Source organism: Streptomyces sp. NPDC048211 (assembly GCF_043202315.1).
In the GTDB taxonomy this organism is placed as follows: Bacteria; Actinomycetota; Actinomycetes; order Streptomycetales; family Streptomycetaceae; genus Streptomyces.
Genome location: NZ_JBIDAD010000002.1, coordinates 578,162 through 598,955, shown reverse-complemented (window position 1 = coordinate 598,955; position 20,794 = coordinate 578,162). Strand labels below are relative to the sequence as shown.

The following is a 20,794-nucleotide window of genomic DNA, read 5'->3' as shown; positions in this document are numbered from 1 at the left end:
AGCGTTTCTAACAATTGAGATCTGTCGACATCGGCGACCTCGCCGTTTCGCGCAGGTCCAGCCCCGCGCTACTTCGTAGGCTTGCTCACCAAAACTCTGTGGGGGCTTCGGTGCGCGATTCGATGCCAGCCGTGGCGATCTCCCCACGGTTGTGAGCAAGAGTCCACAGGATGAGCCCCGGCAGCCCGCAGGCATCGGCACGCCGGGCCGTCAGCGGGCGTACACGATCTCACCGCCCAGCACCGTCAGGTCGATCGCCGCGTCTCGCAGCGCCTCCGCGGGCGCGGCGAACACGTCCTGCGACACCACTGCGAAGTCCGCATACTTGCCGACGGTTACCGAACCCCGGTCGTTCTCGCAGAAGTTGGCGTACGCGCTGCCCAGCGTGTACGCCTCCACGGCCTCCTGCAGGGTGATGGCCTGCTCGGGGACCCAGGCGCGGCCACCGTCACGGTCGCGCCGGGTGACCGCCGTGTAGAGGTGGGCCAGCGGGTCCATCTCTGCGACGTTCCAGTCGCTGGAGAACGCCAGCGTCGTACCGGCGTCGCGCAGCGAACGGAACGCCCAGGCATGCGCCCAGCGGTCCTGACCGACGCCCTCCGCCCAGTCCTTGCCCGGCCCGGCCACGTCCGGCGCGCCGTGCCGGGGCTGCATGCAGGCGACCACGCCGAGCCGGGCGAACCGGTCGACGTCACCGGGGTGCAGGCACTCCACGTGTACGAGTTGGTGGCGGGCATCGCGCGGGCCGTTGGCGCGGCGGGCTGCCTCGTGCGCGTCGAGCGCGACCCGGATGCCCCGGTCGCCCGTGGCGTGCGTGAAGGTCTGGAATCCACGCCGGTCGAGTTCGGTGAGGACGGCGGCGAACTCCTCGGGGTCGTAGAACGTGCGGCCCGAGTTGCCGGGCTCGTTGGCGTACGGTTCCAGCAGGGCGGCGGTGTGGGGTTCGACGACGTCGTCGATGTACAGCTTCAGCGGGCCCACTCGGAACTGGTCGTCGTCGAACTTCTTCGCCGCTGCGGCGAATTCGTCCAGCTCGGCCGCCGTGGTGCCGCGCCCGTGGAACAGCGCCGCGATCAGCCGTGAGCGCAGTCTGCCCTCGCCGCGCGCCCGCTCGAACAGCGGCAGGTCGTCCAGCGAGTTCTGCGGCTCGACCACGGTGGTGAGGCCGTTCTCCGCCGCCATGTCGAGAGAGCGGCACAGCCGGTGGTAGCGCCGGCTGTCGCCCGCCCACGGCAGGAATTCCGCGAGCGCCCGTTGTCCGTCCCGGGCCAGTCCCAGCACCGCGAACCCGGTGAGGAAGCCCGTCGGTTCGCCGGTCGCCGGGTCCTTCTCCACGACTCCGAATGGCAATCGCTCGGTGTCCCGGGTGACGCCGAGCCGACGCAGCGCCGCCGTGTTCAGCCACACACTGTGCACGTCGTAGGTGAGCACGAACGCGGGCCGGTCACCCGTAACCACGTCCAGGTCGGCGGCCGTGGGCATCCGGCCGCCGGGAATCGCGCCGTAGTCGAAAGCCTCCGCCTCGATCCAGTCGGCCCCCGGGTGGGCCGCGGCCCAGGCGGCGATCCGCCGGTGCACTTCCGCGAGGCTGTCGGCGCCCGCCAGCTGGGCGCTGTCCTCGTCGGATCCGAGCCGTACGTGGTTGTGCGCGTCGACGAATCCCGGCAGCAGCAGCCGGCCACACAGATCGACGACCTCGGTGGAGGAGGCCGCCACCGCCGACACCTCGGCGGCCGAGCCGAGCATGGTGATGCGGCCGCCGGTCACGGCCACCGCCTCGGCTCGCGGCCGGGTGCGGTCCACCGTATGGACGGTGCCGCCGGTGAGGATCAGGTCGGGGGCCGGGACGTGAGACGTGGGCATGCGGGACTCCATGGCGTGGCGCGGGTCGGAAGAGGAGCTCTGGTCGGGCGTTGCCGGCCCGGCCCGCAGGTGGATGCGCGGGCCGGGCCGGCAGCGGGTTGCGGCGCCCGGCGGGCCGTCAGGCGGGACTCGGGGCGGTCAGCAGATGCGGTACGTCGATGGTGCCGCCCGCCTCCGCGAACTCACGCCGTACCGCAGCCCGCAGCCCGGCGTCGGCCAGGAAGTCGGCGGCGGTGCGGGCCAGTGCCGCCGCACCGTCGAGTACGGCGGTGTCTGCCTCGGGACCTTGCGCGTACGCCGCGAACTCAGCGGTGTGCAGGGCCGTTCCGGTCGGCGCGATCGACAGCATCGGGTGGATCGCCGGGATGCGTACGCTGATGTTGCCCAGATCCGTGGAGCCGTGGGCGCTGTCCGGTGCCGCTCTCCCGGACACGACGGTCCTGCCTCGGCCGGTCAGGTGCACCGCGAACGTCGAGGCGAGCGTGTCGTTGTTGCGTACCGGCAGACATGGCGGGCAGTCGTCCCAGCGCACGGTCGCGCGGGTGCCCGTCATCGCTGCGGCGCCCTCGAAGATCCGCTGGACCCGGTCGGAGAGTTCCGCGAGTGACTCGACGGTGGCCGACCGCAGATAGAAGTGGGCCTCGGCGCGCTCGGGTACCACGTTGGGACGTGTGCCGCCGTCGGTGATCACACCGTGTACCCGGTCGGACGGCAGCATGTGCTGGCGCAGCGCGGAGACGCCCTGGTACGCGGCGACCACCGCGTCCAGCGCGTTGCGCCCCATGAACGGGGCGCCGGAGGCGTGCGCGGCCAGGCCGGTGTATTCGACCACCACCTCGCGCAGCCCCAGGAACGGGGCATCGGCCAGGTCGGGCCCCGCGAAGGGGTGGATCATCACGGCCGCGTCAATTTCTTCGAACGCGCCTGAGCGGGCCAGGAGTTCTTTGCCGGTGCCGTTCTCCTCGGCGGGCGTGCCGAGGAGAACGGCGGTGCCGCCGGTCTCAGCAACCACGGTGGTCAGTGCCAGGAAGGCGCCGACCGCGCTGGCGCAGATGATGTTGTGGCCGCATCCGTGTCCGATGCCCGGGAGCGCGTCGTACTCGGCGAGCACGGCGATGGTGGGTCCGGAGCCTGATCCGGCCGTGGCGCGCAGCGCCGTCGGCAGACCGTGCACGCCGAGTTCCGTCGTGATGCCGTGGGCGCGCAGGAGCTCTACGACGCGGGCGGCGGCGCGGTGTTCCTCGAAGCCCGGCTCGGGGTCCTCGTGCAGTGCGTGGCTGAGCGCCAGCACCTCGGCATGGCGCTCGGCCACAGCGGTGTCGATCCGGGCGTGCACCGCCTCGCCCGCCCCGTCGTGGGGGGAGTCCCAGGCGGGTGCGGCGGCAGCGGCACGCTCTGCCGCGCGGGCGGCCCGCTCCAGGTGGGCGCGGCCCGCCGGCGAGGCGCTGGGCGGTGTGGTGGACGAGTTCATCGGGTCCCTTGCAGAAGAGTGTCGGCCGTGGCCGCGGTGGTGGTGGTGCCGGTTTTGGTGTCCGGCCGGTACGCCAGCACGCAGACGATGCTGATCAGGGTCATCACGGCGAAGAGGACGGCCACCGGGGTCCAGGAGGCCCCCGACCCGCCGGCCAGCCACTGCGCGAGCGGCGGGACGATGCCTCCGCCGAGGAGGCCGGCGATCTGGTAGCCGAGGGACAGGCCGGTGTAGCGGATCCGGGGTGGGAACCACTCGCTGATCATCGTGCCGACGGTTGCGTAGGCGATGGTGCTGGCGAGCATGCCGAGTCCCATGCCCGCCCACAGCCCTACGACGCTCTGTGACCCGGCGAGCCAGAACATCGGGAAGGCGACCACGAGGTGCGCGGACATCCCGATCAGGGTGATGCGCCGCACGCCGTACCGGTCGGCGAGCAGCGCCGTGAGCGGTGTGAAGACGATCACCACGACTGAGGCGAACATGCCGGCGGCGGACGTCTCGGCGTCGGTGAACCCGAGGTGTGCCACGGCATACGCGGACATGAAGGTGACAATGACGTAGAAGCCGCCGATGGTGATGAGGAACGCTCCGATGGCCAGCAGCCAGGTGCGCCAGGAGGAACGTGCGACGTTCAGCAGGGGCAGTTTCCCGGCGAGGTCACCACCTTCCTTCTCCTGTCGCAGCGCTTCCTTGATCTCGGGTGACTCTTCGAGCTGAGTGCGGATGATCAGCCCGGTGAGGACGAGCACACTCGACAACAGGAAGGGGATGCGCCAGGTCCACGCGAGGAGGGCGTCGTGTCCCGGCAGCGCGGCAAGTGTGAAGGCGCCGGTGGCGAGGAAGAAGCCGATCCCGTCGCCGATCTGCGGGAACGATCCGTACAGGGCTTTGCGGCCCGGCGGTGCGTTCTCCACCGCGTACAGGACGGCACCGCCCCATTCACCGCCGACGGCCAGGGACTGTGTGATCCGGATGAGCAGGAGCAGTGCCGGGGCGAGGCCGCCGGCCACCGCGTAGCTCGGCAGCACACCGATCAGGAAGGTGGACACGCCCATCAGGAGCAGGGAGCCGATGAGCGCGCGCTTGCGACCGTACCGGTCGCCGATGTGTCCGAAGAGGATGGCGCCGACCGGCCGGCCGAGCGAGCCCACGGCCAAGGTGGCGAAGGAGCTGAGCACGCCGAGCGCGGGACTCATGTCGGGGAAGAACAGTTTGGGGAAGACCAGGGCGGCCGCGGTGCTGTAGATGCCGAAGTCGTACCACTCCACGCTGGTGCCGATCAGCGTGGCGGTCGCGATGCGCAGCGGACTTTGCCGGCGTTCGGTGGCCGGTGGTGCGGGGTGCGTCATGGGCCGGGGCTCCTTCTGAGGGCAGGACGGCAGACCGCGAGGGAGCGGGGGGTGGTGGTGCTGACGGCCGACCGGGGATACGCAGACCAGCACTATGGGTTCGGTTGGACCCATAAAGTGGTAACCGGACGCTATGGCGCGGCGATTGCACTGTCAATAGGGTCCGATTGAGTCCAATAAGACGAGGGAGCGCACGTGGCGAACGAGCCGGGTACGAACGGGGCGGCGACGGATGACGGGGTGCCGCGGCCGGGGCAGCGCACGCCCTCTCGCGACATGGTCACGGAGATCCTGCGCAAGCGCATCGCCCTGGGCGGCTTCGCACCCGGCAGCCGGCTGCCCCCGGAACGGGAGCTGGCCGCCGCCCTCGGCGTCGGCCGCAACACCGTGCGCCAGGCCGTGCGCCACCTCGCCGACGAGGGCCTAGTCGTCACCACCCTGGGCCGTTCCGGCGGCACGCGGGTGCGTCCGGCACCGGCGGTGACCGGTGAACGCGCCGCCGTGGTCGCCGATTTCCGGGCCACCATCCGCGATCACATGGAGTACCGCACAGCCGTCGAGCCGTTCGCGGCCGGGCTCGCGGCCCGGCGGGGCTCCACCGTGGGCCGGCGCGCCCTGGTGCGCATGCTCGACGAAAAAGTTGCCGACCTGGCCGCCTATCACCAGGTGGACTCCCGGTTCCACCTGGCGATCGCCGCAGCGGCAGGCAACGAGGTGCTCACCGAGGCTGTGGCATCGGCCCGCACGGACATGTTCGTGCGCGCCAACGCACTGTGGCTGGAGTGCGACTGGTCGCTCGTCTACCCGGCCGACAGCGACCTTTCCGAGGTCTTCTGCGAGGAGCACCGGGCCATCGCACTCGCCGTGCTCGCCGGGGACGCCGAAGCGGCCGAGACCCGGATGCGCGAGCACCTGGAGGATTCCCACCGCCAGTTCCTGGTGCTGCTCGACCACTTCGAGACGATGGGCGAGAGCTGAAGAGCGCGGCCGCGCATTGACCTGCGGGCGCACCTGTGGCTAGCCTCCAAAATGGGTCCGGATGAATCCAATTAAGCCGCACCCGTGTCAGGCGCCGCCTCGGGCGCCCAGCTCCTGGAGGTACGGCACTGTGCACCGCTACGAAGAAGCCCTCGCCCGCACCGTTCTCGCTCACGTGGAGAACCGGCTGCGGCTGGATCCCGCACCGCTCGGCCGGCTGGGCGACGCGACGGAGCTGGACATCGCACTCAAGGACGCCCTCGGAAGCGAACCGGCCGACGCCACCGAGGTACTGCGCCTGTACGCCGACCACATCGAGCCCACCGTCGTCTCCTGCGACAGTCCGACCTTCCTGTCGTTCATCCCGGGCGCCCCGACCAAAGCCGCCGCCCTCTTCGACATGGTGCTCTCGGCCTCGTCCCTGCACGGAGTCTCCTGGCTGGAGGCGGCCGGGGCAGTTGCCGCGGAGAACCAGGTCCTGCGCCTGCTCGCCGACCTCGCGGGGATGCCCGCTGACGCCGGCGGCTGTTTCGTCAGCGGCGGCTCGGCGGGCAATCTCTCTGGACTCCTGGTCGCCCGCGACACCGCCCGCACCCTCGACGGCGCCCCAGTCGCCCGGCCCCGCGTCGCCGTCAGCGACCAGGCCCACTCCTCCATCGGCAGCACCCTGCGCATCATGGGCGTCGGCGCCCTCGTGGTCCCCACCACGGACCACCGCCTCACCGGCGAGGCAGTTCGCGCCGCGCTGGCAGCCGATCCCGACGCGGCGAGTGTCGTCGCCGTCGTCGCCACCGCGGGCACCACCAACGCCGGCATCGTCGACGACCTCGCGGGAGTCGCCGAGGTGGCCCGCGAGCACGGCCTGTGGTTCCACGTCGACGCGGCCTACGGCGGCGGGGCTCTGTTCTCGCCGCGCCTGCGCGAGCGTTTCGCGGGCATCGAGCACGCCGACTCCCTCGTCATCGACCCGCACAAGTGGCTGTTCACCCCGTTCGACTGCGGCGCCCTGATCTACCGAAACCCGGCGCTCGCGCGCACCGTGCACACCCAGGACGCCTCGTACCTGGACTGCATCCACACCGACGCCCCGCAGGAGTGGAACCCCAGCGACTACGCGTACCACCTCACGCGGCGCCCTCGCGGCCTCCCGCTCTGGTTCTCCCTCGCGGTCCACGGCACCGACGCCTACCGTGAGGCCGTCGAGGCCGGGCACCGGCTCGCGACGGAAACCGCCGAGCTGATCCGTGCCACCGACGGCCTGGAACTGCTGCGGGACCCGGAACTGTCGGTGGTGCTCCTGCGCCGCACCGGCTGGCGGCCCGAAGATTACGACACATGGTCGCGCCAGCTCCTGGAGCGGCAGCTCGCCTTCGTGGTACCGACGGTATGGGAGGGCGAGACCGTGACCAGGTTCGCCTTCCTGCACCCGGGCCTGACTATGGACACCGTCCGGGACATCCTGGCTACGATGACGGCCGAACCGGCCCGTCCACACGAGGCTTGACAACCGCAGACCCAGGAGAGTCGGGCGCATCGCACCGACCCGGGAACAGGGGCGAGGCGGCGTCACGTGCTGGACCGTCGAGCACGGCGCCCTCCGCTGCCGCGCACGAGCGCTGCCGCCGAGAACAGCTCACCGCGCCACACGCTGCGATCGCAGCCCGCTGAAGTACGTCCACCCACCACTGATCAGTCATGCGCAGACCGTAAATGTCGCCACCGGCACCCAGGACACAGGGCTCACCGCTACCGCGGGAACAGCCCGGTACCGCAAGCCCGTCGGCAGATCACGCAGATCGACCGATTGAGGTCCTTCCTCGGTGCGCAGCGCGGTGGGCGTTATTCAGTGATTCCGGTGAGGAGTTCCCGCGTGTGTTCGCCGAGAGTGGGGGCCGCGGCACGGAAGGTGTCAAGACCGGCCCCGAAGGTGACAGGGAAGCGGGCCTGAGGTGGTGTGCCTGGCCCGCCGGGGCGGGTGAAGAGGTCGCGGGCCACGGCGTGCGGATCGGCCAGGAGCTCGGCGGGGCGGGTGATGACCGGCGCCCAGGGCGCCCCGATCGCCGTGAGGCGCTCTTGCCACCAGTCGTGGTCGCGGGCTGCGAACACCTTGGTGAGCAGCGCGTTGACCTCGTCCTTGGCGGCCGTGCGGGCCGCGCGGAGGTCGTAGACGTCCGTGTCCAACTCAGGGAAGAACGGGGCGAGTTCGGTGCGCAACTCGCGCCAGAACTTGTCCTCGAAGGTCGCCAACGAGAAGGTGCGGCCGTCGGCGGTGGTGAACAGGGCGTTGTCGCCCTGGACCAGCCCGGCCGTGAGGGGGTCCTCGGTGTCGAGCTGCTGGAAGGCGAACAGGGAGCACCATGCGGTGATGGAGTCGCTGAGGGAGACGTCGATGTGCTGGCCCTCGTCGCCGGCGAGGGCGGCCGTGAGGGCGAGAGCGGCGTGCATGGCACCGGCCATGTCGCCGACGCGTACCCCGGGACGGGTGATCTCACCGCTGAGGTCCCCCGGCACTCCGAAGAAGCCGGACAGACCCAGGAAGTTGAGTTCGTGGCCGGGCTTGTCGGCGTAGGGGCCGCTCTGGCCGTAGCCGGTGAGGGAGCACAGGACCAGGCGCGGGTTGGCCGCGTGCAGCGTGTCGAAGCCGAGGCCGAGGCTGTCGAGGACGCCGGGGCGGTGGCTCTCGACGACGGCGTCGGCGGTACGGGCCAGGCGCAGGAACGCGTCCCTGCCGCTCTCGGTGCGCAGGTCGAGGGCGACGGAGCGTTTGTTGCGATTGAGGGCGTCGAACAGGGCGGGGGCGACGCGGAGCGGGTCTCCCCCGGCCGGGCTCTCGATCTTGATCACGTCGGCGCCGAGGTCGGCGAGGAGCGAGGTGGCGTACGGGCCGGGGAGCAGGCGGGAGAGGTCGAGAATGCGTTTGCCGGCGAGGGCGGACCAGGTCGGGGGCGATGCGGTCATGGCGTGCGGGCCTTTCAGGATGCGGATGCCGGGGTGAACGGGGCTCAGGTGCCGGCCGCGAGCATCTTGGCGATGCCGTTGCGCTGGATCTCGGACGTGCCGGTCAGGACACGGAACATGCGGACCTTTCGGAACATGAACTCGACCTCGTTGCCCTGGGTGAGCCCCTCCTTGCCGTGGATCTGCACGGCCTCGTCGAGGATGCGGAAGCAGGACTCGGCGACGAACAGCTTGCACATGAAGGCTTCCGTACGGACGTCCCGGCCCTCGTCCAGCGCCTTGAGCGCCGCGTACGTCATCGAGCGGGCGGCGTAGAAGTCGGTGGCCATGTCGGCGAGCTTGTGCTGGATGGCTTGGAGCGAGATGAGGGGGCGGCCGCCGGCGACCTTGCGGGTGCGGGCGCGCTGGAGTGTCAGGTCGAGGGCGCGGCGGGTGAGGCCGAGGATGGTGGGGCAGTGCAGCAGCCGGTTGGTGGTGACGCGGCCCAGTGCGATGCGCATGCCGTCGCCCTCGGCGCCCATGAGGTTGGCGGCCGGGACGTAGCAGGCGTCCAGGACGATGTCGCTCTCGATGTGTTCGCCGGACATCGGGGTCACTCCGTCCTCGACTCGGCAGCCGGGGCTGTCGAGGTCGACGAGGAAGGCCGAGAAGGACGGCTTGTCGCCTTCCGCCTCTCCGGTGCCGGCCATGCGCGCGACGACGATCGCGAAGTCGGCGAAGGGGCCGGCGGAGGAGAACACCTTGTGTCCGGTCAGCCGGTAGCCGTCGCCGTCGGGTACGGCGACCGTCCGCATGGAGCGGACGTCGGAGCCGGCGTCGGTCTCGGTGAGGGAGAAGCAGCATGCCCGCTCGCCGCGGATCAGCGGCAGCAGGTAGGTGTCCAGCTGATGCCGGGTGGCGTGCTTGAGGATGTCGCCGGCGCGCAGGGGGCCGCCCATGTCGCCGAGCACGCTGTGCGACAGGACGCGTCCGCTCGCCCCCAGCTCCTCCTTGAGGGCGGCGAGCTGCGAGAAGGTCAGGTCCTGGCCGCCGTGTTCCTTGGGCAGGTGGATGCCGTAGAAGCCGAGTTCGATGCTGCGGCGCCAGACCGGTTCCAGGTCGGCGCGGGTCAGGCGGCTGCTGTCGGTCAGGCCGTGCTCACGTTCGTAGTCGGCAAGCTCGCCGCCGAGGTAGTCACGCAGCCGGCCGACGAGTTCGGCGGTCCGGGGATCGTCGTAGGAGGGGTGCAGGGAGAAGGTCACAGGAACTCCAGAAGTCGGTGGAGCGAGGTCAGTTGACGCGGCGGGCGGTACCGCCCCAGAACGGCTCACGCACGGCCTTGCGGTCGACCTTGCCGTTGCGGTTGGTGGGCAGCTCGGCCACGAAGTCGACCGAGCGCGGCTTCTTGAAGCGGTCCAGTCGCTCGGCGCAGAAGTCGATCAGCTGCTCCGCGGTGATGTCCTGGCCGGCGTGGGTCACGACGACCGCCTTGACGGCCTCGCCCCACTTCTCGTCGGGCACGCCGACGACGCAGGTCTCCTGCACGGCGGGGTGCTCGTAGAGGGCGGCCTCGACCTCGGTGCAGTAGATGTTGAAGCCACCGGAGATGATCATGTCCTTCTTGCGGTCGACGAGGAACAGGTAGCCGTCCTCCCGCATCCACCCCAGGTCGCCGGTGAGCACCCAACCGTCACGGAAGGCTTCCGCTGACAGCTCAGGCGCCTTCCAGTACCCGCCCACGCAGTCCGGCCCGCGCACGACGAGTTCACCGATCTCGCCGGGGGCCAGTTCCTGGCCCTTCTCGTCGACGATGCGGATCTCGGTGTCGAAGACCGCACGGCCGCAGGACTGCAGCAGCTCGGGGTCCTCGCGCACCCCGCGCGCGACGTCCGCGCTGGACAGGCTGGCGATGATGCTGGTCGTCTCGCCGAGGCCGTAGCCCTGGGCAACGACCGGGCCGAAGAACTCAACCGCGTCGCGCAGCCTCTGGGGGGAGATGGGGGCGCCGCCGACCCGCAGGTTTGTCAGCGACGACACGTCGTGGTCGGCCGCGCCGGGGTGGGCGAGCAGCGTGTTGAGCATGGCGGGGACCAGGAACGTGGCGGTGATCTGCTCCTTCTCCACCGTCTCGAAGAAGGTCTGCGGGTTCCAGGCGGGCAGGACGTGCGTGGTGGCGCCGCTGAACACGCAGGCGAGCAGGGGCATTCCCGTGGCGTGGGTGATGGGGCCGCAGGCCAGGTAGCGGGTGCCGGGCCGGGGTCGGGACTCCTCGACCATCAACTGCTTGCGCATGTTGGCCAAGCGGTTGCCGACCGTCTGCACGGCGGCCTTGAGGGATCCGGTGGAGCCGGAGGTGAAGTTGAGGACACAGGGCTGGTCCTGGTCGACCTCTACGCGGACCGGCACCCCGGCCCCCTCGCCTCCCTCGGCCAACAGATCCTCGTAGCTGATCTCGCCCGGTCCCGTGGCCTGCGGCTCGTCGAGCGCGACGGGGATGCAGTCCGTACCGGCGGCGGCTATGGCCGCGAGGGCGTCCTCGCGGTGCGCGGCGTCGTACACCAGGACGCGTACCGGGGCGTAACGCAGGATGTGTTCGATCTCGCCGCGTCCGAGGCGCGCGTTGATGGGGGCGCGCGTCAGCCCGGCCTTGTACAGGGCGAACTCGACCTCGACCAGTTCACCGCGGTTCCAGGCCAGGGAGGCGACAGCGTCGCCGGGGCGCAGGCCGCGCGAGACGAGGGCGGAAGCGAGGCGGTTCGTCGACCGTTCCAGCTCCCGGTAGCTCCAGGATCGGTCCTGGCAGACGAGGGCAGGAGCCTCGGGCCAGTAACGGGTGCTGCGCGTCAGGTAGATGCCTAGGTTCATGGGGTTCACTCCAGCCAGCTCGGGAGGGGACGTCGACGGGCGAGGCACGCGACAGCAGCCGCACACTCCAAAAGATATCCACTCAGACCAGTTACATACAGAGTGTTCATTAACGTGTTCAGTGTCAAGATCTCATAGACTGGTGCGGACGAAAACGTGGGAGTGAAGGAGGGGAACATGGCCGAGGACAGGCGCACGAGACGCTCACGCCGGCTGCTGGGCACCGCGCTGGTGGAGCTGGTTCTGGAGCGCGGTTTCGCCGCGCTCACCGTGGAGGACATCACCGAGCGCGCGGACGTGGCCCGGGCGACGTTCTACGCCCACTTCCGCAGCAAGGAGGAGCTGTTCGCGCGAGTGACCGCCGACCTGCTCGACGAGCTGGTGACACGGCTGACCCACACCATCGCCGGCAGCAGCACCGGGTTCACCGGCAAGCCGGTCCTGGAAATGCTCCGCCACGCCCGCGAGGAACGCGACCTGTACCGGATCGTGCTGCGGGGGGAGGGTGACGGCAAACCGCTGCAGATGTTCACCGACACCTGCGCGCGCATCACCGCCGACGAGTTCCGGGCGCGGGCCGAGCGCAACGACGTGAAGCCGCGCATCGACCCGGAACTGTTGGCCCGCGTCTGGGTGGGCGAACAGACCGCGGTGCTGCGCTGGTGGGCCGAGCAGGACTCGCCGTCCCTGCCCGCCGAGGAGGTCGTGCGCATGCTGCTCGACCTGGCCCTGCACGGACGCTACTGGGCCACCGGGTTCGAGGCGCCGGCCTGAGCGCCGGCGCCGTCACCGCCTCAGTGCGCCGTTGCCTGCGTCGGCGCGGGAGCGGCCGGGGTGAGCCCGAGACGTCGCGCGTCCCGCTCGGGCCGAATGGTCACCATCGCGAAGATCCCGCAGACCAGCATCACCGCCCCCGACACGAGGAAGGCATGCAGGTATCCGGCGCTGCGCGAGGACGCCGTATCGAGGAAGTGCCCGGTCAGATAGGGCGCGATCAGGATCGGCAGCGTTCCCGTGCCCGCGACGATGCCGAACACCGCGCCACGCTGTGACGGCGGCACCACCGCGGCGGCCGTCACGTAGTGCAGCGGGAAGACCAGGGCGAAGACGCTGAACGCCACCGCGACCAGGACCAGCGTCGCTCCCCGTCCTTCGACGAGCGGGACAGCCGCCATGGCCAGACCTGCCATGGTGACCGCCGCCCCCTGCAGGGCACCGCTCGACCAACGCATCGACACGCCGCGCCGGTTCAGCGCGTCCACCACTGGTGACACCGCCAGCAGCAGCACGAAGCCGAGGCCCGCCACGATGCTGATCACCGTCGCCGCCCGCCCCGGCGCCAACCCCAACTCCGTACGCAGATAAGCCGGCAGCCACGCCTGGCTGAGGGCATTGGCCCACGAACCGCCGAACGCACCCACCATGCTGCCCAGCATCGTGCCGGTCGTCAGCAGCCTGCGGTACGGCAGCCCGGCCACCTTCGCGGGTTGCACCGCTGTCCCCTGCTCCGGAGCCGGCTCGCGCGGTGCACCGCGCTTGGGCGCGGGGCGCTGGTCGTAGGGGCCGTCATGCCCCAACTTCCACCACACCAGGCTCCACACCACACTCGTCACCGCGAGCGCGGCGAAGCCCGAACGCCAGCCGAAACCCGTGATCAGCCCGGTCAGTACCGGTGCCGCGATCAACGTACCGAGCGCCGCACCACTGATCTGCAGCGCCGACGGCAGCCCACGACGCCCCTCGGGAAACCACTTGTACAGGGCGTGCATCGACATCGGAGTCGCGGGCCCTTCGGCGGCCCCCAGCAGCACCCGGCCCGCCACCAGTGCCGGAACCGAGGCAACCAGCAGCACCGGGACCTGCGCCACGGCCCACAGCAGGGCCATCACGAACAGCATGACCCTGCTCGAGATCCGCGAGGAGAAGAACCCCGCGAGAAACCCCGACAGGCTGAACAGCACGGCGAACGAACTCGCTATCAGCCCGTACGCACTGTTGCTCAGCTGCAGCTCATCCATGATCGGCACCGCGGCCAGCCCCAGCACCGCCTTGTCCGCGTAATTGATCAGCATGAACGTCACGATCAGCGCAGCGATCAACCACGCGCGCCGTCGCCTGCCCGTCTCGTCCGGTGGCGGCACCCTCGCTCCCTTCGGTGGCGAGACCTGGCGGGGCTGCGGCATGGGCATAGGGCTCTCCTGCGGCTCAAAGGCAATGCAAAGGCAATACGGGAGGCGACCTGCAGGAATCACGCACAACGCACCCGGACCAGCCGACGGCGGCCCACAGGTTGAACGAATCCATACAGACAGTCCAGTAAAAAGTGATCCGTTCAGAAAGCTAAACGGAGTTCGCCACTCGGTCAACAGCCTGGCGACCGCGACTGTCGGGCCCTGCCCGAAGAGCTAGTGAGCGGCAACGGTGAGGTCAAGGTCTGGACCGTCGGTCCTGACTGCGCGGTCAGCGACGGGAAGATCACAGGCATACCGGATCCTGTGATCGCTGAACATTTCCCCGAGGCGGGACCGTTGTGGCACGGACGGCTCCGGGTCCAGGCTTGGCCCCGCCCGCGGAGGCGCACCGTGCGCTCCGTCGCGAGGCACCGCCGTACGTGGCGAGTGGTCGGCCTCGAAACGTCCGCATGCGGGTTCCGTGGAACCGACATGCGCGTCCGGGCGTTCTGCCGCAGGTACGACGTCGGCGCTGCACCGGCGCCGATGCTGTCCGCTTCCCGGCTGCGCGCCGACCACCGTTGCGATCACCAGGGGCGGATTGCCTGGAGCCTCACTCGGCGACCGTCCTCGTCCAGCAGATGCCCCAAGCGTTGCAGACGCCAGCGGCTGCCTCCACCGAGAGCGACGCGATGAAGCCGTCCAAGGTCCGCGTCGTTCCCGCCCGCCGATCCATTCGGACTGGGGGAGATACCCGGCACCAAGTCATCCCGTGGAGACTCTGCTACGGCGTCGGTCGGTCAAGGCGGGTGATGGACGGTAGGGGCCATGTTCCGTCGAAGGCAGCATCGGTCGGCTGATAGAGGCGCAGGATGAGGTAGAAGGGTTCGGCCGGTGCCGGCAGCCAGTTGACGGTGCCGGCGGCGGGACGCGGATGCTGGATGACAATGTCGAGAGTGCCGTCGGGGCCGTGGACGAGACCGGGGGTGTCGGAGCCGATCTTGTACCGGTCCAACTCATTGTCGACAAGCATCTTGTCGGCGGCACGGTAAAGAGTGAGGGACCAGAAGGCGTCGACCGGCGGGCTGCCCGCGAAGCGCACGCGGTAGGCGTGCTCGCCGGTGAGAGGGCGGCCGTGGTCATCGGTGAAGCCGCCGGGATACATGGCTTCCCGCTCGCCGTTGCCACCCAGGTACGGGCCCGCGATGACGGCACGGCGGGGGTAGTCGAACCCGAAAGCATCCATGCCCGGGACCCAGGTCCAGCCGTTGCGGTCCTGTGCGGTGGAGGCAAATCCCGCTTGAGCGGCAGCGGGGCCGTCATTGAGTGCTCTGACCAGGGCGTGGCGTTGGCGGTCGGTGAGCCGCTCCGGCTGGAAGCCCTCGGTGGTCAGGCCGATACGCTCGTACTGGGCGACCAGGGCGGCATCGGCGGGGTAGATGGGGTTCTCCCGCATGGCAGCGCCGAGGTGCGTGAAAAAGCCCAGCTCGTCGCCCTCGATGTCCGGGAGTGCCGGCAAGCTGGTCGTGGACGTCGCCACGGCGTCGAGGGTGAAAAGCTTCTGCAGGTCGTGGACAGGCATGAGGTCCTCGCCATCACGCACGTGGAGCCGGCCCCACAGCCAGACCCGTCCGGTGGTTACGTCCAGGCGGACCGCATCGGACGGCAGATCGCCCGTCCAGTGCGGAGGCACGATCACGTACCGCCCCGGCTTCGTGCCCGTGGTGCGGCGTCCGATGTAGTGCTGCAGCTCCTGGTACATGTTGAATACGTTCACCACGTAGTAGCGGTCGCCGACGTCCGGAACCGTGAACACGCAGGGCCGATCCAGATCCACGACGGCGCTCATGTAGAGCGTGTCGTAGTTGGCTGTGGGCATGTCGCGCGAGGCCGGTGTCGCCAGTTGGGTGGCCCACCCGATCCGGTTGAGCGGTGCGCGGTAACTCGAAGCCGGCAGAGGCTCGGGAACGTCCGTGTATTCACGGCAGACACGCTCCATCCGCACGAGTGGGTAGCCCCAGAGGAACGCGGAAACGCCGAGGTGGTAGGCGTCGTACTCCAAGCCGTCGGCGATCAGCTCCGGAGTCATCACCGCTTCCAGTAGCGGATCGGGTGTACTCGACATCTCGGCTTCCTTCCGGACAGGCTTCCGTCATGACTGGCGGCCTGCGCCGCGGCGGGCGGATCTCGGCCCACCGGGCGCCCCTTGCAAATCCGGTGCATTCGAGTCTCCGCGCCGTCGCTCGAACGCACCTCGATGACCAGTTCAACAGTGGACATAAGTACATATATCACCCTACTCACAGAGGGTCGTCCGACGCGCCCGCAGCCGACTTTCCGCTGCCATGGGTGTCAGTGCTGAGTGGTCATGCCCCGTCGAGGCTCCAACTGGCCACCGGGTGTGTGCTGCAGTTGCTGCTCGGCCTGTCGGACCAGCCGTCCGTCGAGGCGGTCCGCTACCGCATCGACTTCATGTACACGATGGCCATGGAGCTGGACGCCCCGGCTCCCACCACAGCGTGCTGACCGTCTTCCGCGACCATCTCGCCGAAGATCACCGCGCTGACCAACTCCTCGACCTCGCGCTGGCTCGACTCAAGGAGGCCGGGCTCGCCCCACGCAGTGGACCGACTCCGCCCATGCCCTGGCCTTGAGGCCGGCCCTGACCTGCCTGAGCTGATCACCGAAGCGACGCACCGCACTGGAAGAAGTTGCCGGCACCGCACCTGCTGGACGAACCGGTCGGCCAGGACCGGGGACACCGCTGCGGCCGACCGGTCCGCCTAAGGGCTCGCAGAGAATCAACATGTTGAGTTGATCTTCGTGGGTCTGCTGTTGGTGAGGAATGCGGTGACGTCAGCGGGTGTGCGGAATCTGGCTGTCGAGGGTGGGATGGTGTGACCGTTCTCGGCGAGGATGGGCTGGACTTGGTGCACGGCCCTGGTGATGGTGCTGCCATTGACTCCAAATAGCTGACCGATCAGGTCTCGAGTGCCAAGTTTGCGCAGGTAGAGCACGGTGGCCAGGACTCTGTCTGCGGTGGTCAGCCTGTCCTTGGCCCCGGCGCCGCGGGCCCGGATGCGGTCTCTTCCTCGCTGCTGGGACCACCCGTGTTCCCGTAGCTGATCGAGTCTCTGGGACACCTGCTCGACGAGTCCGTCCAGCGCCGGCTCGGTCATACCGGTCAGTTCCGAATTGCGTAGATCGTCAGCGCGGGACCGTGAGGACAGGCCCTTGGCCGGCCGAGGTTCTTCGGCCGCGCCGACTGTGTCGCGGTGTTGGGGGTGGAGCGTGTAGTTCCAGTCGCCGTGGAAGCGGTGCCGGTGCATGGGCAGGGCGTCGATGTCTTTGTCAGTGACCTTGATGCCGGTCTCGTAGGTGCCCGGGTCGAGTTCGGCGTGGACTCTCAGCCCGGCGTGAGTGGTGGTGGCCTTAATACTGTTCACGATGATGTCGTGGCTGGTCAGGGGCCTGCCTTCGCCAGTTCATGGAGATGTGGGAGAACAGCCGGTGCTCGATCTTGTTCCACTTCGAGGTGCCCGGCGGCATGTGGCAGACCGTGATCTCCAAGCCGGTCTCGGCGGCCAGGGCAGCAAGCTCGGTCTTCCAGGCGCGGGTGCGGTATCCGTTGGAGCCGCCCGCGTCCGCGGTGATCAGCAGCCGGGTGGCCTGAGGGTAGTCGTGACTGCCACGGGCCTTCCACCAGCGACGGATCGAAGCAACGGCGAACGCGGCCGTGTCGTGATCGGTGCCGACACTGACCCAGCCGGTGTTCGCAGCGACGTCGTAGATCCCGTAAGGGATCGCCTTGCCCGGTCCCTGCCGATCCAGGAAGTCATGGGTCCTGACCTGGGTCGGCAGTCCTTTCGGACGCCACTCGCGGCCCCCGTTCCTGTACTGGCCGACCAGCTCCTTCTTCTTGGTATCGACGCTGATCACCGGGTCGCCAGCTCCCATATGCTCTTTGGCCCGGTCGTTGACGTAGCGGAACTGGGCATCCCGGTCCGGATGCTGAGCTCCCTCGACGGTCTTGGCGTTGGCCTGGAGGCTGAACCCCTCCTCCCTCAGCAGGTCGGCGACGGTATCCGCCGAGATCCGGTGACCCTGCCTGGTGAGCTCGTCGGCGAGTCTGCGGGTGGACTTCGTCGTCCATCGCAGCGGTGACATCGGATCCCCGCGCATATCCGGCTCGACCAGGGCCAACAACGCGGGCCGCAGTCCGGCATCTACCTCAGCCGCCCGCTTGCGCCCGCCACCAAGACGGCGAACCCGGCCCAGCGGTTCCGCCCCCGCCTCCAACTCGTCCACGCCTTTGCGGACGGTGGTCTCGCTGACCTCGGCCGCCTGAGCGACCGCCCGGATTCCGCCGTGTCCCAGGATCCTGGCCTCAGCCCCCATCAGCAGACGGCGCTGCCGCTCGTCCAGGTGTGGGAACAACACCTGGAACTTCACCGCAAGTTGACCACGTGCCTCGCCAGATACGCGCATACCACACCAACGAGCCGAACCACGGGAAGCAACACTTTGATTCTCTGCGAGCCCTTAGTGACGTGAAAGTCCGGCGCATGTCGCTCGAGAACGTGAGCGCCTACCGGATCGGTGATCATGTGTGGGCAACGGCTGACGTCAGCTGGGAACTGTCCGGATTCACACTGGTCGATGCCGACGAGCAATTCGTTCACGCAGCCACTCGGTACGACACACGCATCCTGGCGTCTATTCAAGACGAAGCCTCAGACTTGTCCGTCCTCCGAGGTGATCGACTCCGCGCCGTCGACTACGACATCAGAGAGCGCAGTGTCGGCAAGCGCCTCGACCGCGTGCGGTTCCAGAACGCACTCGACGTCCTGTCGTCCGAGAGGACGTCGCTGGCGTTGGACCAAGTGCTCAGCAATGTCGGGGACAAGACGAGCAGTGAACGGCTTCGAGCCCTACACCGCGCCCGCAACGAGCACGCCCATGGCATCTCACGCAACCCTGTCATCGCACGCATCCCCGCCGAGAGCTGGCCCATCATCAGCTACGAGCCGCCACAGGACCACCGCGGCTGATCCACGGGCCGTGCGCCGCCGGGCCAGAACAGAACCGGGTCGGTGACCTACTCCGGGTACTCCTCGTCCGGGGCGGGCCCCTCCGGCTTCTCGTCGGGGAACTCCATCTGTCCGAACGGGAGGTCGACGATCTCTAGCGATCCGGCGCACGACAGCAGGTGTCTGTCGGCGACGCGGCGGGCGTCGGGGCGTCGTGCCGCCAGAGCCGGCCCTTGCCGAGCCGACCGGCGACCATCCCGGCCGCGAACGACCTGCACGACCACTCTGCAGCCCGCTGTGCAGAACGGCTCATCTCCTCGCCAGTCAGCGTATGAACCCTTCGGCGACATACGAAACATATCCAAGGGAGGATGGCGGTCCCGAGGCCGTCGCAAACCTTCCGTGCCTCTACCCGACAGCCCCCATAGTCAAAGTCCTGGCTGTAGCTTTCCGACCAGGCGAAATACCTCGCGGGCCGCGTAGCGTTTGAGGCAGCGGACGATTTCGCGGCGGGTTTTGCCTTCCTTGATGCGGCGCTCGTAGTAGTTCTGCGTGCGTGGGTCGACCCGCAGGCGGGTGAACACGATGCGGTGGAGCGCGGCATTTGCCTGACGGTCGCCGCCGCGGTTGAGGCGACGGAACTGTCGGCGTCCCGAGGAACGCTCGACCGGGCTGACCCCGCACAACGCGGCGAAGGCCGCCTCACTGTCCAGCCGTTCCGGGTTGTCCCCCACCGTGATCAGCAAAGTGACAGCCGTGTCCGGACCGATCCCCACCACATCGAGCAACTGCGGGGCGTACCAGTTCACGAGCCGTGTCAGACGAGCGTCCACATCCCGGATCTGCTCGGAAAGCTGGCCGATCCGGTGAGCCAGCAGACCCAGCGCGACTCGAGCGGCCAGCAACACCCCCTCCTCGCCCATCTCCTCCTGAGCGCTCACGTCGGCGAACCGTGCACAGCGACGGAAGAGTTCGGCATTGCCCAGGCCCGCCAGTTCCTCCCGCAAGGCAGGGTCGGCAGTGATGAGGATGGCCTTCAGCTGGTTGATGGCCTGCGTGCGGGCTTTGACAGCGGATGCCTTCGTGAGTTTGTACATTCTCGCGATCTGTACCGGCCCATCGCCCGACTTGGCCCTGGCGCGGGCCCGCCCGCTCAATACAGCTCGCGCCGCGTTCTGCGCATCGAGCGGATCCGATTTGCCGCGCCGACGGCGATCTGCCCGGTCCATCCGATTCACGTCGAACACGTCCACGCCCTGAGCCAGCAGATAGCGCGACAGTGACGCCCCGTAGGAGCCGGTCCCCTCCACACCGGCCCGCCCCACCCCGCCCAACGTCCGTGCCCACTTCAGCAGATCGCGGTATCCCGCTGCGGTGGCCGGGAACTCATCGGTGGCCAGGACTGCCCCCGTCACGGAAAGCACCGCAGCCACATGAGCATCCCGGTGCGTATCCACTCCCAAAATCACCTCCCCCGCAGGGCGGCGACGGCGAGCCTGCGGAACAGGCGACGTAATGGACACGGTCGAACTTGACATGCCCGTTCTCCTTCCGGTCCGATGGCATATCGCGGTGCCGGTGCCGGTCCGGATCGGACGGTCAGAGTCGTGAGGACGCCACAATGATCGGCAGGCCCCTATCGGGACACACCCGCCGGCCCGGCACCGACAACGCACCGCCCCCGGCCAACGGCCGACACTGTGAAAGCTGGACACAGTCGCACTTCGGTCAGAGATGTCATGAGTCAGACCCCGGACCCGGAACAGCACCCACCCATGCTCCCGCCCCTCACAACACATCGGGCTCTGCGTTCAAACCTGACCGTCGATGGAGAACATTCGGCAGCCGACGCCCAGTCGCGACTACACATGCGCGAAGACGAACAGCGAACAAGCGCATTTGCTTCACAACTCGGCAAGGTGCTTGCGATGCCTCCGAAGGCAAGGAAGTGCTCGGCCTTGCGCTCATAGCTGCAGTGCAGACGGCGGCGTCCACCGAGCCCAACATCGGCGTACCGATGCAGCGTCCAACGAAGCCAGCGGAAGCCGCTGGCCCAGCCGCCGGGCGAACGGGCCCAGTCCGCCAGCACCGTCGCGACAGCGTTCAGTACGTCTTCTGGGACCGGCC

Annotated in this window: 14 protein-coding genes and 2 pseudogenes; 5 read left to right on the top strand and 11 right to left on the bottom strand. The window is 68.9% G+C overall.

The window, feature by feature from the left end; all coding sequences use genetic code 11:
• Window positions 1-210: 210 nt before the first annotated feature.
• The 3 genes from ACGFZA_RS09440 to ACGFZA_RS09430 all read right to left on the bottom strand — a co-directional run bounded on the left by ACGFZA_RS09440 (window position 211) and on the right by ACGFZA_RS09430 (window position 4,686).
• Complete coding sequence (locus tag ACGFZA_RS09440; protein ID WP_393678510.1) at window positions 211-1,863, bottom strand: amidohydrolase; 1,653 nt, start codon at window positions 1,861-1,863, stop codon at window positions 211-213.
• Window positions 1,864-1,981: 118 nt separating this feature from the next.
• The gene (locus ACGFZA_RS09435; protein WP_326656654.1) at window positions 1,982-3,334 is read right to left on the bottom strand and encodes a M20 family metallopeptidase; all 1,353 of its coding nucleotides are present in this window, start codon (window positions 3,332-3,334) and stop codon (window positions 1,982-1,984) included.
• Window positions 3,331-4,686: an MFS transporter gene (locus tag ACGFZA_RS09430; RefSeq protein ID WP_326656655.1), complete on the bottom strand. Its 1,356-nt coding sequence runs from the start codon at window positions 4,684-4,686 to the stop codon at window positions 3,331-3,333. The genes ACGFZA_RS09435 and ACGFZA_RS09430 overlap by 4 nt, the downstream gene beginning before the upstream one ends.
• A 195-nt stretch (window positions 4,687-4,881) precedes the next feature.
• On the opposite strand from ACGFZA_RS09430, the gene ACGFZA_RS09425 reads away from it, so the two are divergent.
• Together ACGFZA_RS09425 and ACGFZA_RS09420 are read left to right on the top strand one after the other, a co-directional pair.
• Window positions 4,882-5,664, top strand: coding sequence for an FCD domain-containing protein (locus ACGFZA_RS09425; protein ID WP_326656656.1), 783 nt, complete (start codon window positions 4,882-4,884; stop codon window positions 5,662-5,664).
• 130 nt (window positions 5,665-5,794) lie between these two features.
• A complete protein-coding gene (locus tag ACGFZA_RS09420) occupies window positions 5,795-7,168 on the top strand; it encodes a pyridoxal phosphate-dependent decarboxylase family protein (RefSeq protein WP_393678506.1) in 1,374 nt (457 codons plus the stop codon).
• 335 nt (window positions 7,169-7,503) lie between these two features.
• Here the strand turns inward: ACGFZA_RS09420 and ACGFZA_RS09415 are convergent, their stop codons facing one another.
• Genes ACGFZA_RS09415 through ACGFZA_RS09405 form a run of 3 tightly spaced genes read right to left on the bottom strand, consistent with a single transcriptional unit; the run spans window position 7,504 to window position 11,466 of the window.
• Entirely contained in the window at window positions 7,504-8,622 is a 1,119-nt protein-coding gene (locus ACGFZA_RS09415) for a CaiB/BaiF CoA transferase family protein (RefSeq protein ID WP_393678504.1), read from the bottom strand.
• Between the two features lie 44 nt (window positions 8,623-8,666).
• Window positions 8,667-9,863 (bottom strand): acyl-CoA dehydrogenase family protein, encoded by a 1,197-nt coding sequence (locus tag ACGFZA_RS09410; protein ID WP_393678502.1) that lies wholly within the window; start codon window positions 9,861-9,863, stop codon window positions 8,667-8,669.
• Between the two features lie 28 nt (window positions 9,864-9,891).
• Window positions 9,892-11,466, bottom strand: coding sequence for a class I adenylate-forming enzyme family protein (locus ACGFZA_RS09405; RefSeq protein WP_393678500.1), 1,575 nt, complete (start codon window positions 11,464-11,466; stop codon window positions 9,892-9,894).
• Between the two features lie 177 nt (window positions 11,467-11,643).
• On the opposite strand from ACGFZA_RS09405, the gene ACGFZA_RS09400 reads away from it, so the two are divergent.
• Window positions 11,644-12,240, top strand: coding sequence for a TetR/AcrR family transcriptional regulator (locus ACGFZA_RS09400; protein ID WP_393678498.1), 597 nt, complete (start codon window positions 11,644-11,646; stop codon window positions 12,238-12,240).
• Between the two features lie 20 nt (window positions 12,241-12,260).
• On the opposite strand, the gene ACGFZA_RS09395 is transcribed toward ACGFZA_RS09400, so the two are convergent.
• A complete protein-coding gene (locus ACGFZA_RS09395; RefSeq protein ID WP_393678496.1) occupies window positions 12,261-13,655 on the bottom strand; it encodes an MFS transporter in 1,395 nt (464 codons plus the stop codon).
• 766 nt (window positions 13,656-14,421) lie between these two features.
• Window positions 14,422-15,762 carry a DUF1254 domain-containing protein gene (locus ACGFZA_RS09390; RefSeq protein WP_393678494.1) on the bottom strand — a complete coding sequence of 447 codons (1,341 nt, stop codon included), beginning with the start codon at window positions 15,760-15,762 and terminating at the stop codon, window positions 14,422-14,424.
• A 224-nt stretch (window positions 15,763-15,986) separates the two neighbouring features.
• Here ACGFZA_RS09390 and ACGFZA_RS09385 point away from each other — a divergent pair, with 224 nt between their 5' ends.
• Window positions 15,987-16,163, top strand: coding sequence for a transposase (locus tag ACGFZA_RS09385; protein ID WP_393678492.1), 177 nt, complete (start codon window positions 15,987-15,989; stop codon window positions 16,161-16,163).
• Window positions 16,164-16,438: 275 nt separating this feature from the next.
• Here the strand turns inward: ACGFZA_RS09385 and ACGFZA_RS09380 are convergent.
• Window positions 16,439-18,035 (bottom strand): annotated as a pseudogene (locus ACGFZA_RS09380) (ISAzo13 family transposase).
• A gap of 167 nt (window positions 18,036-18,202) precedes the next feature.
• Between ACGFZA_RS09380 and ACGFZA_RS09375 the strand changes: the two are divergent.
• Window positions 18,203-18,688: a hypothetical protein gene (locus ACGFZA_RS09375; RefSeq protein WP_393678490.1), complete on the top strand. Its 486-nt coding sequence runs from the start codon at window positions 18,203-18,205 to the stop codon at window positions 18,686-18,688.
• A 407-nt stretch (window positions 18,689-19,095) separates the two neighbouring features.
• Here the strand turns inward: ACGFZA_RS09375 and ACGFZA_RS09370 are convergent, their stop codons facing one another.
• Both ACGFZA_RS09370 and ACGFZA_RS09365 read right to left on the bottom strand, forming a co-directional pair.
• On the bottom strand, window positions 19,096-20,205 hold the full coding sequence (locus ACGFZA_RS09370; protein WP_393678488.1) for an IS110 family transposase: 1,110 nt from the start codon (window positions 20,203-20,205) through the stop codon (window positions 19,096-19,098).
• 377 nt (window positions 20,206-20,582) lie between these two features.
• Window positions 20,583-20,666 (bottom strand): annotated as a pseudogene (locus tag ACGFZA_RS09365) (IS5/IS1182 family transposase); the annotation flags it as partial.
• Window positions 20,667-20,794 lie beyond the last annotated feature (128 nt).

What these genes read in the sequence shown, in the direction of transcription:
- ACGFZA_RS09440 (WP_393678510.1), bottom strand. Translation starts at nt 1,863, where the DNA reads ATGCCCACGTCTCACGTCCCGGCCCCCGACCTGATCCTCACCGGCGGC.
- ACGFZA_RS09435 (WP_326656654.1), bottom strand. Translation starts at nt 3,334, where the DNA reads ATGAACTCGTCCACCACACCGCCCAGCGCCTCGCCGGCGGGCCGCGCC.
- ACGFZA_RS09430 (WP_326656655.1), bottom strand. Translation starts at nt 4,686, where the DNA reads ATGACGCACCCCGCACCACCGGCCACCGAACGCCGGCAAAGTCCGCTG.
- ACGFZA_RS09415 (WP_393678504.1), bottom strand. Translation starts at nt 8,622, where the DNA reads ATGACCGCATCGCCCCCGACCTGGTCCGCCCTCGCCGGCAAACGCATT.
- ACGFZA_RS09405 (WP_393678500.1), bottom strand. Translation starts at nt 11,466, where the DNA reads ATGAACCTAGGCATCTACCTGACGCGCAGCACCCGTTACTGGCCCGAG.
- ACGFZA_RS09400 (WP_393678498.1), top strand. Translation starts at nt 11,644, where the DNA reads ATGGCCGAGGACAGGCGCACGAGACGCTCACGCCGGCTGCTGGGCACC.
- ACGFZA_RS09395 (WP_393678496.1), bottom strand. Translation starts at nt 13,655, where the DNA reads ATGCCCATGCCGCAGCCCCGCCAGGTCTCGCCACCGAAGGGAGCGAGG.
- ACGFZA_RS09390 (WP_393678494.1), bottom strand. Translation starts at nt 15,762, where the DNA reads ATGTCGAGTACACCCGATCCGCTACTGGAAGCGGTGATGACTCCGGAG.
- ACGFZA_RS09375 (WP_393678490.1), top strand. Translation starts at nt 18,203, where the DNA reads ATGTCGCTCGAGAACGTGAGCGCCTACCGGATCGGTGATCATGTGTGG.
- ACGFZA_RS09370 (WP_393678488.1), bottom strand. Translation starts at nt 20,205, where the DNA reads ATGTCAAGTTCGACCGTGTCCATTACGTCGCCTGTTCCGCAGGCTCGC.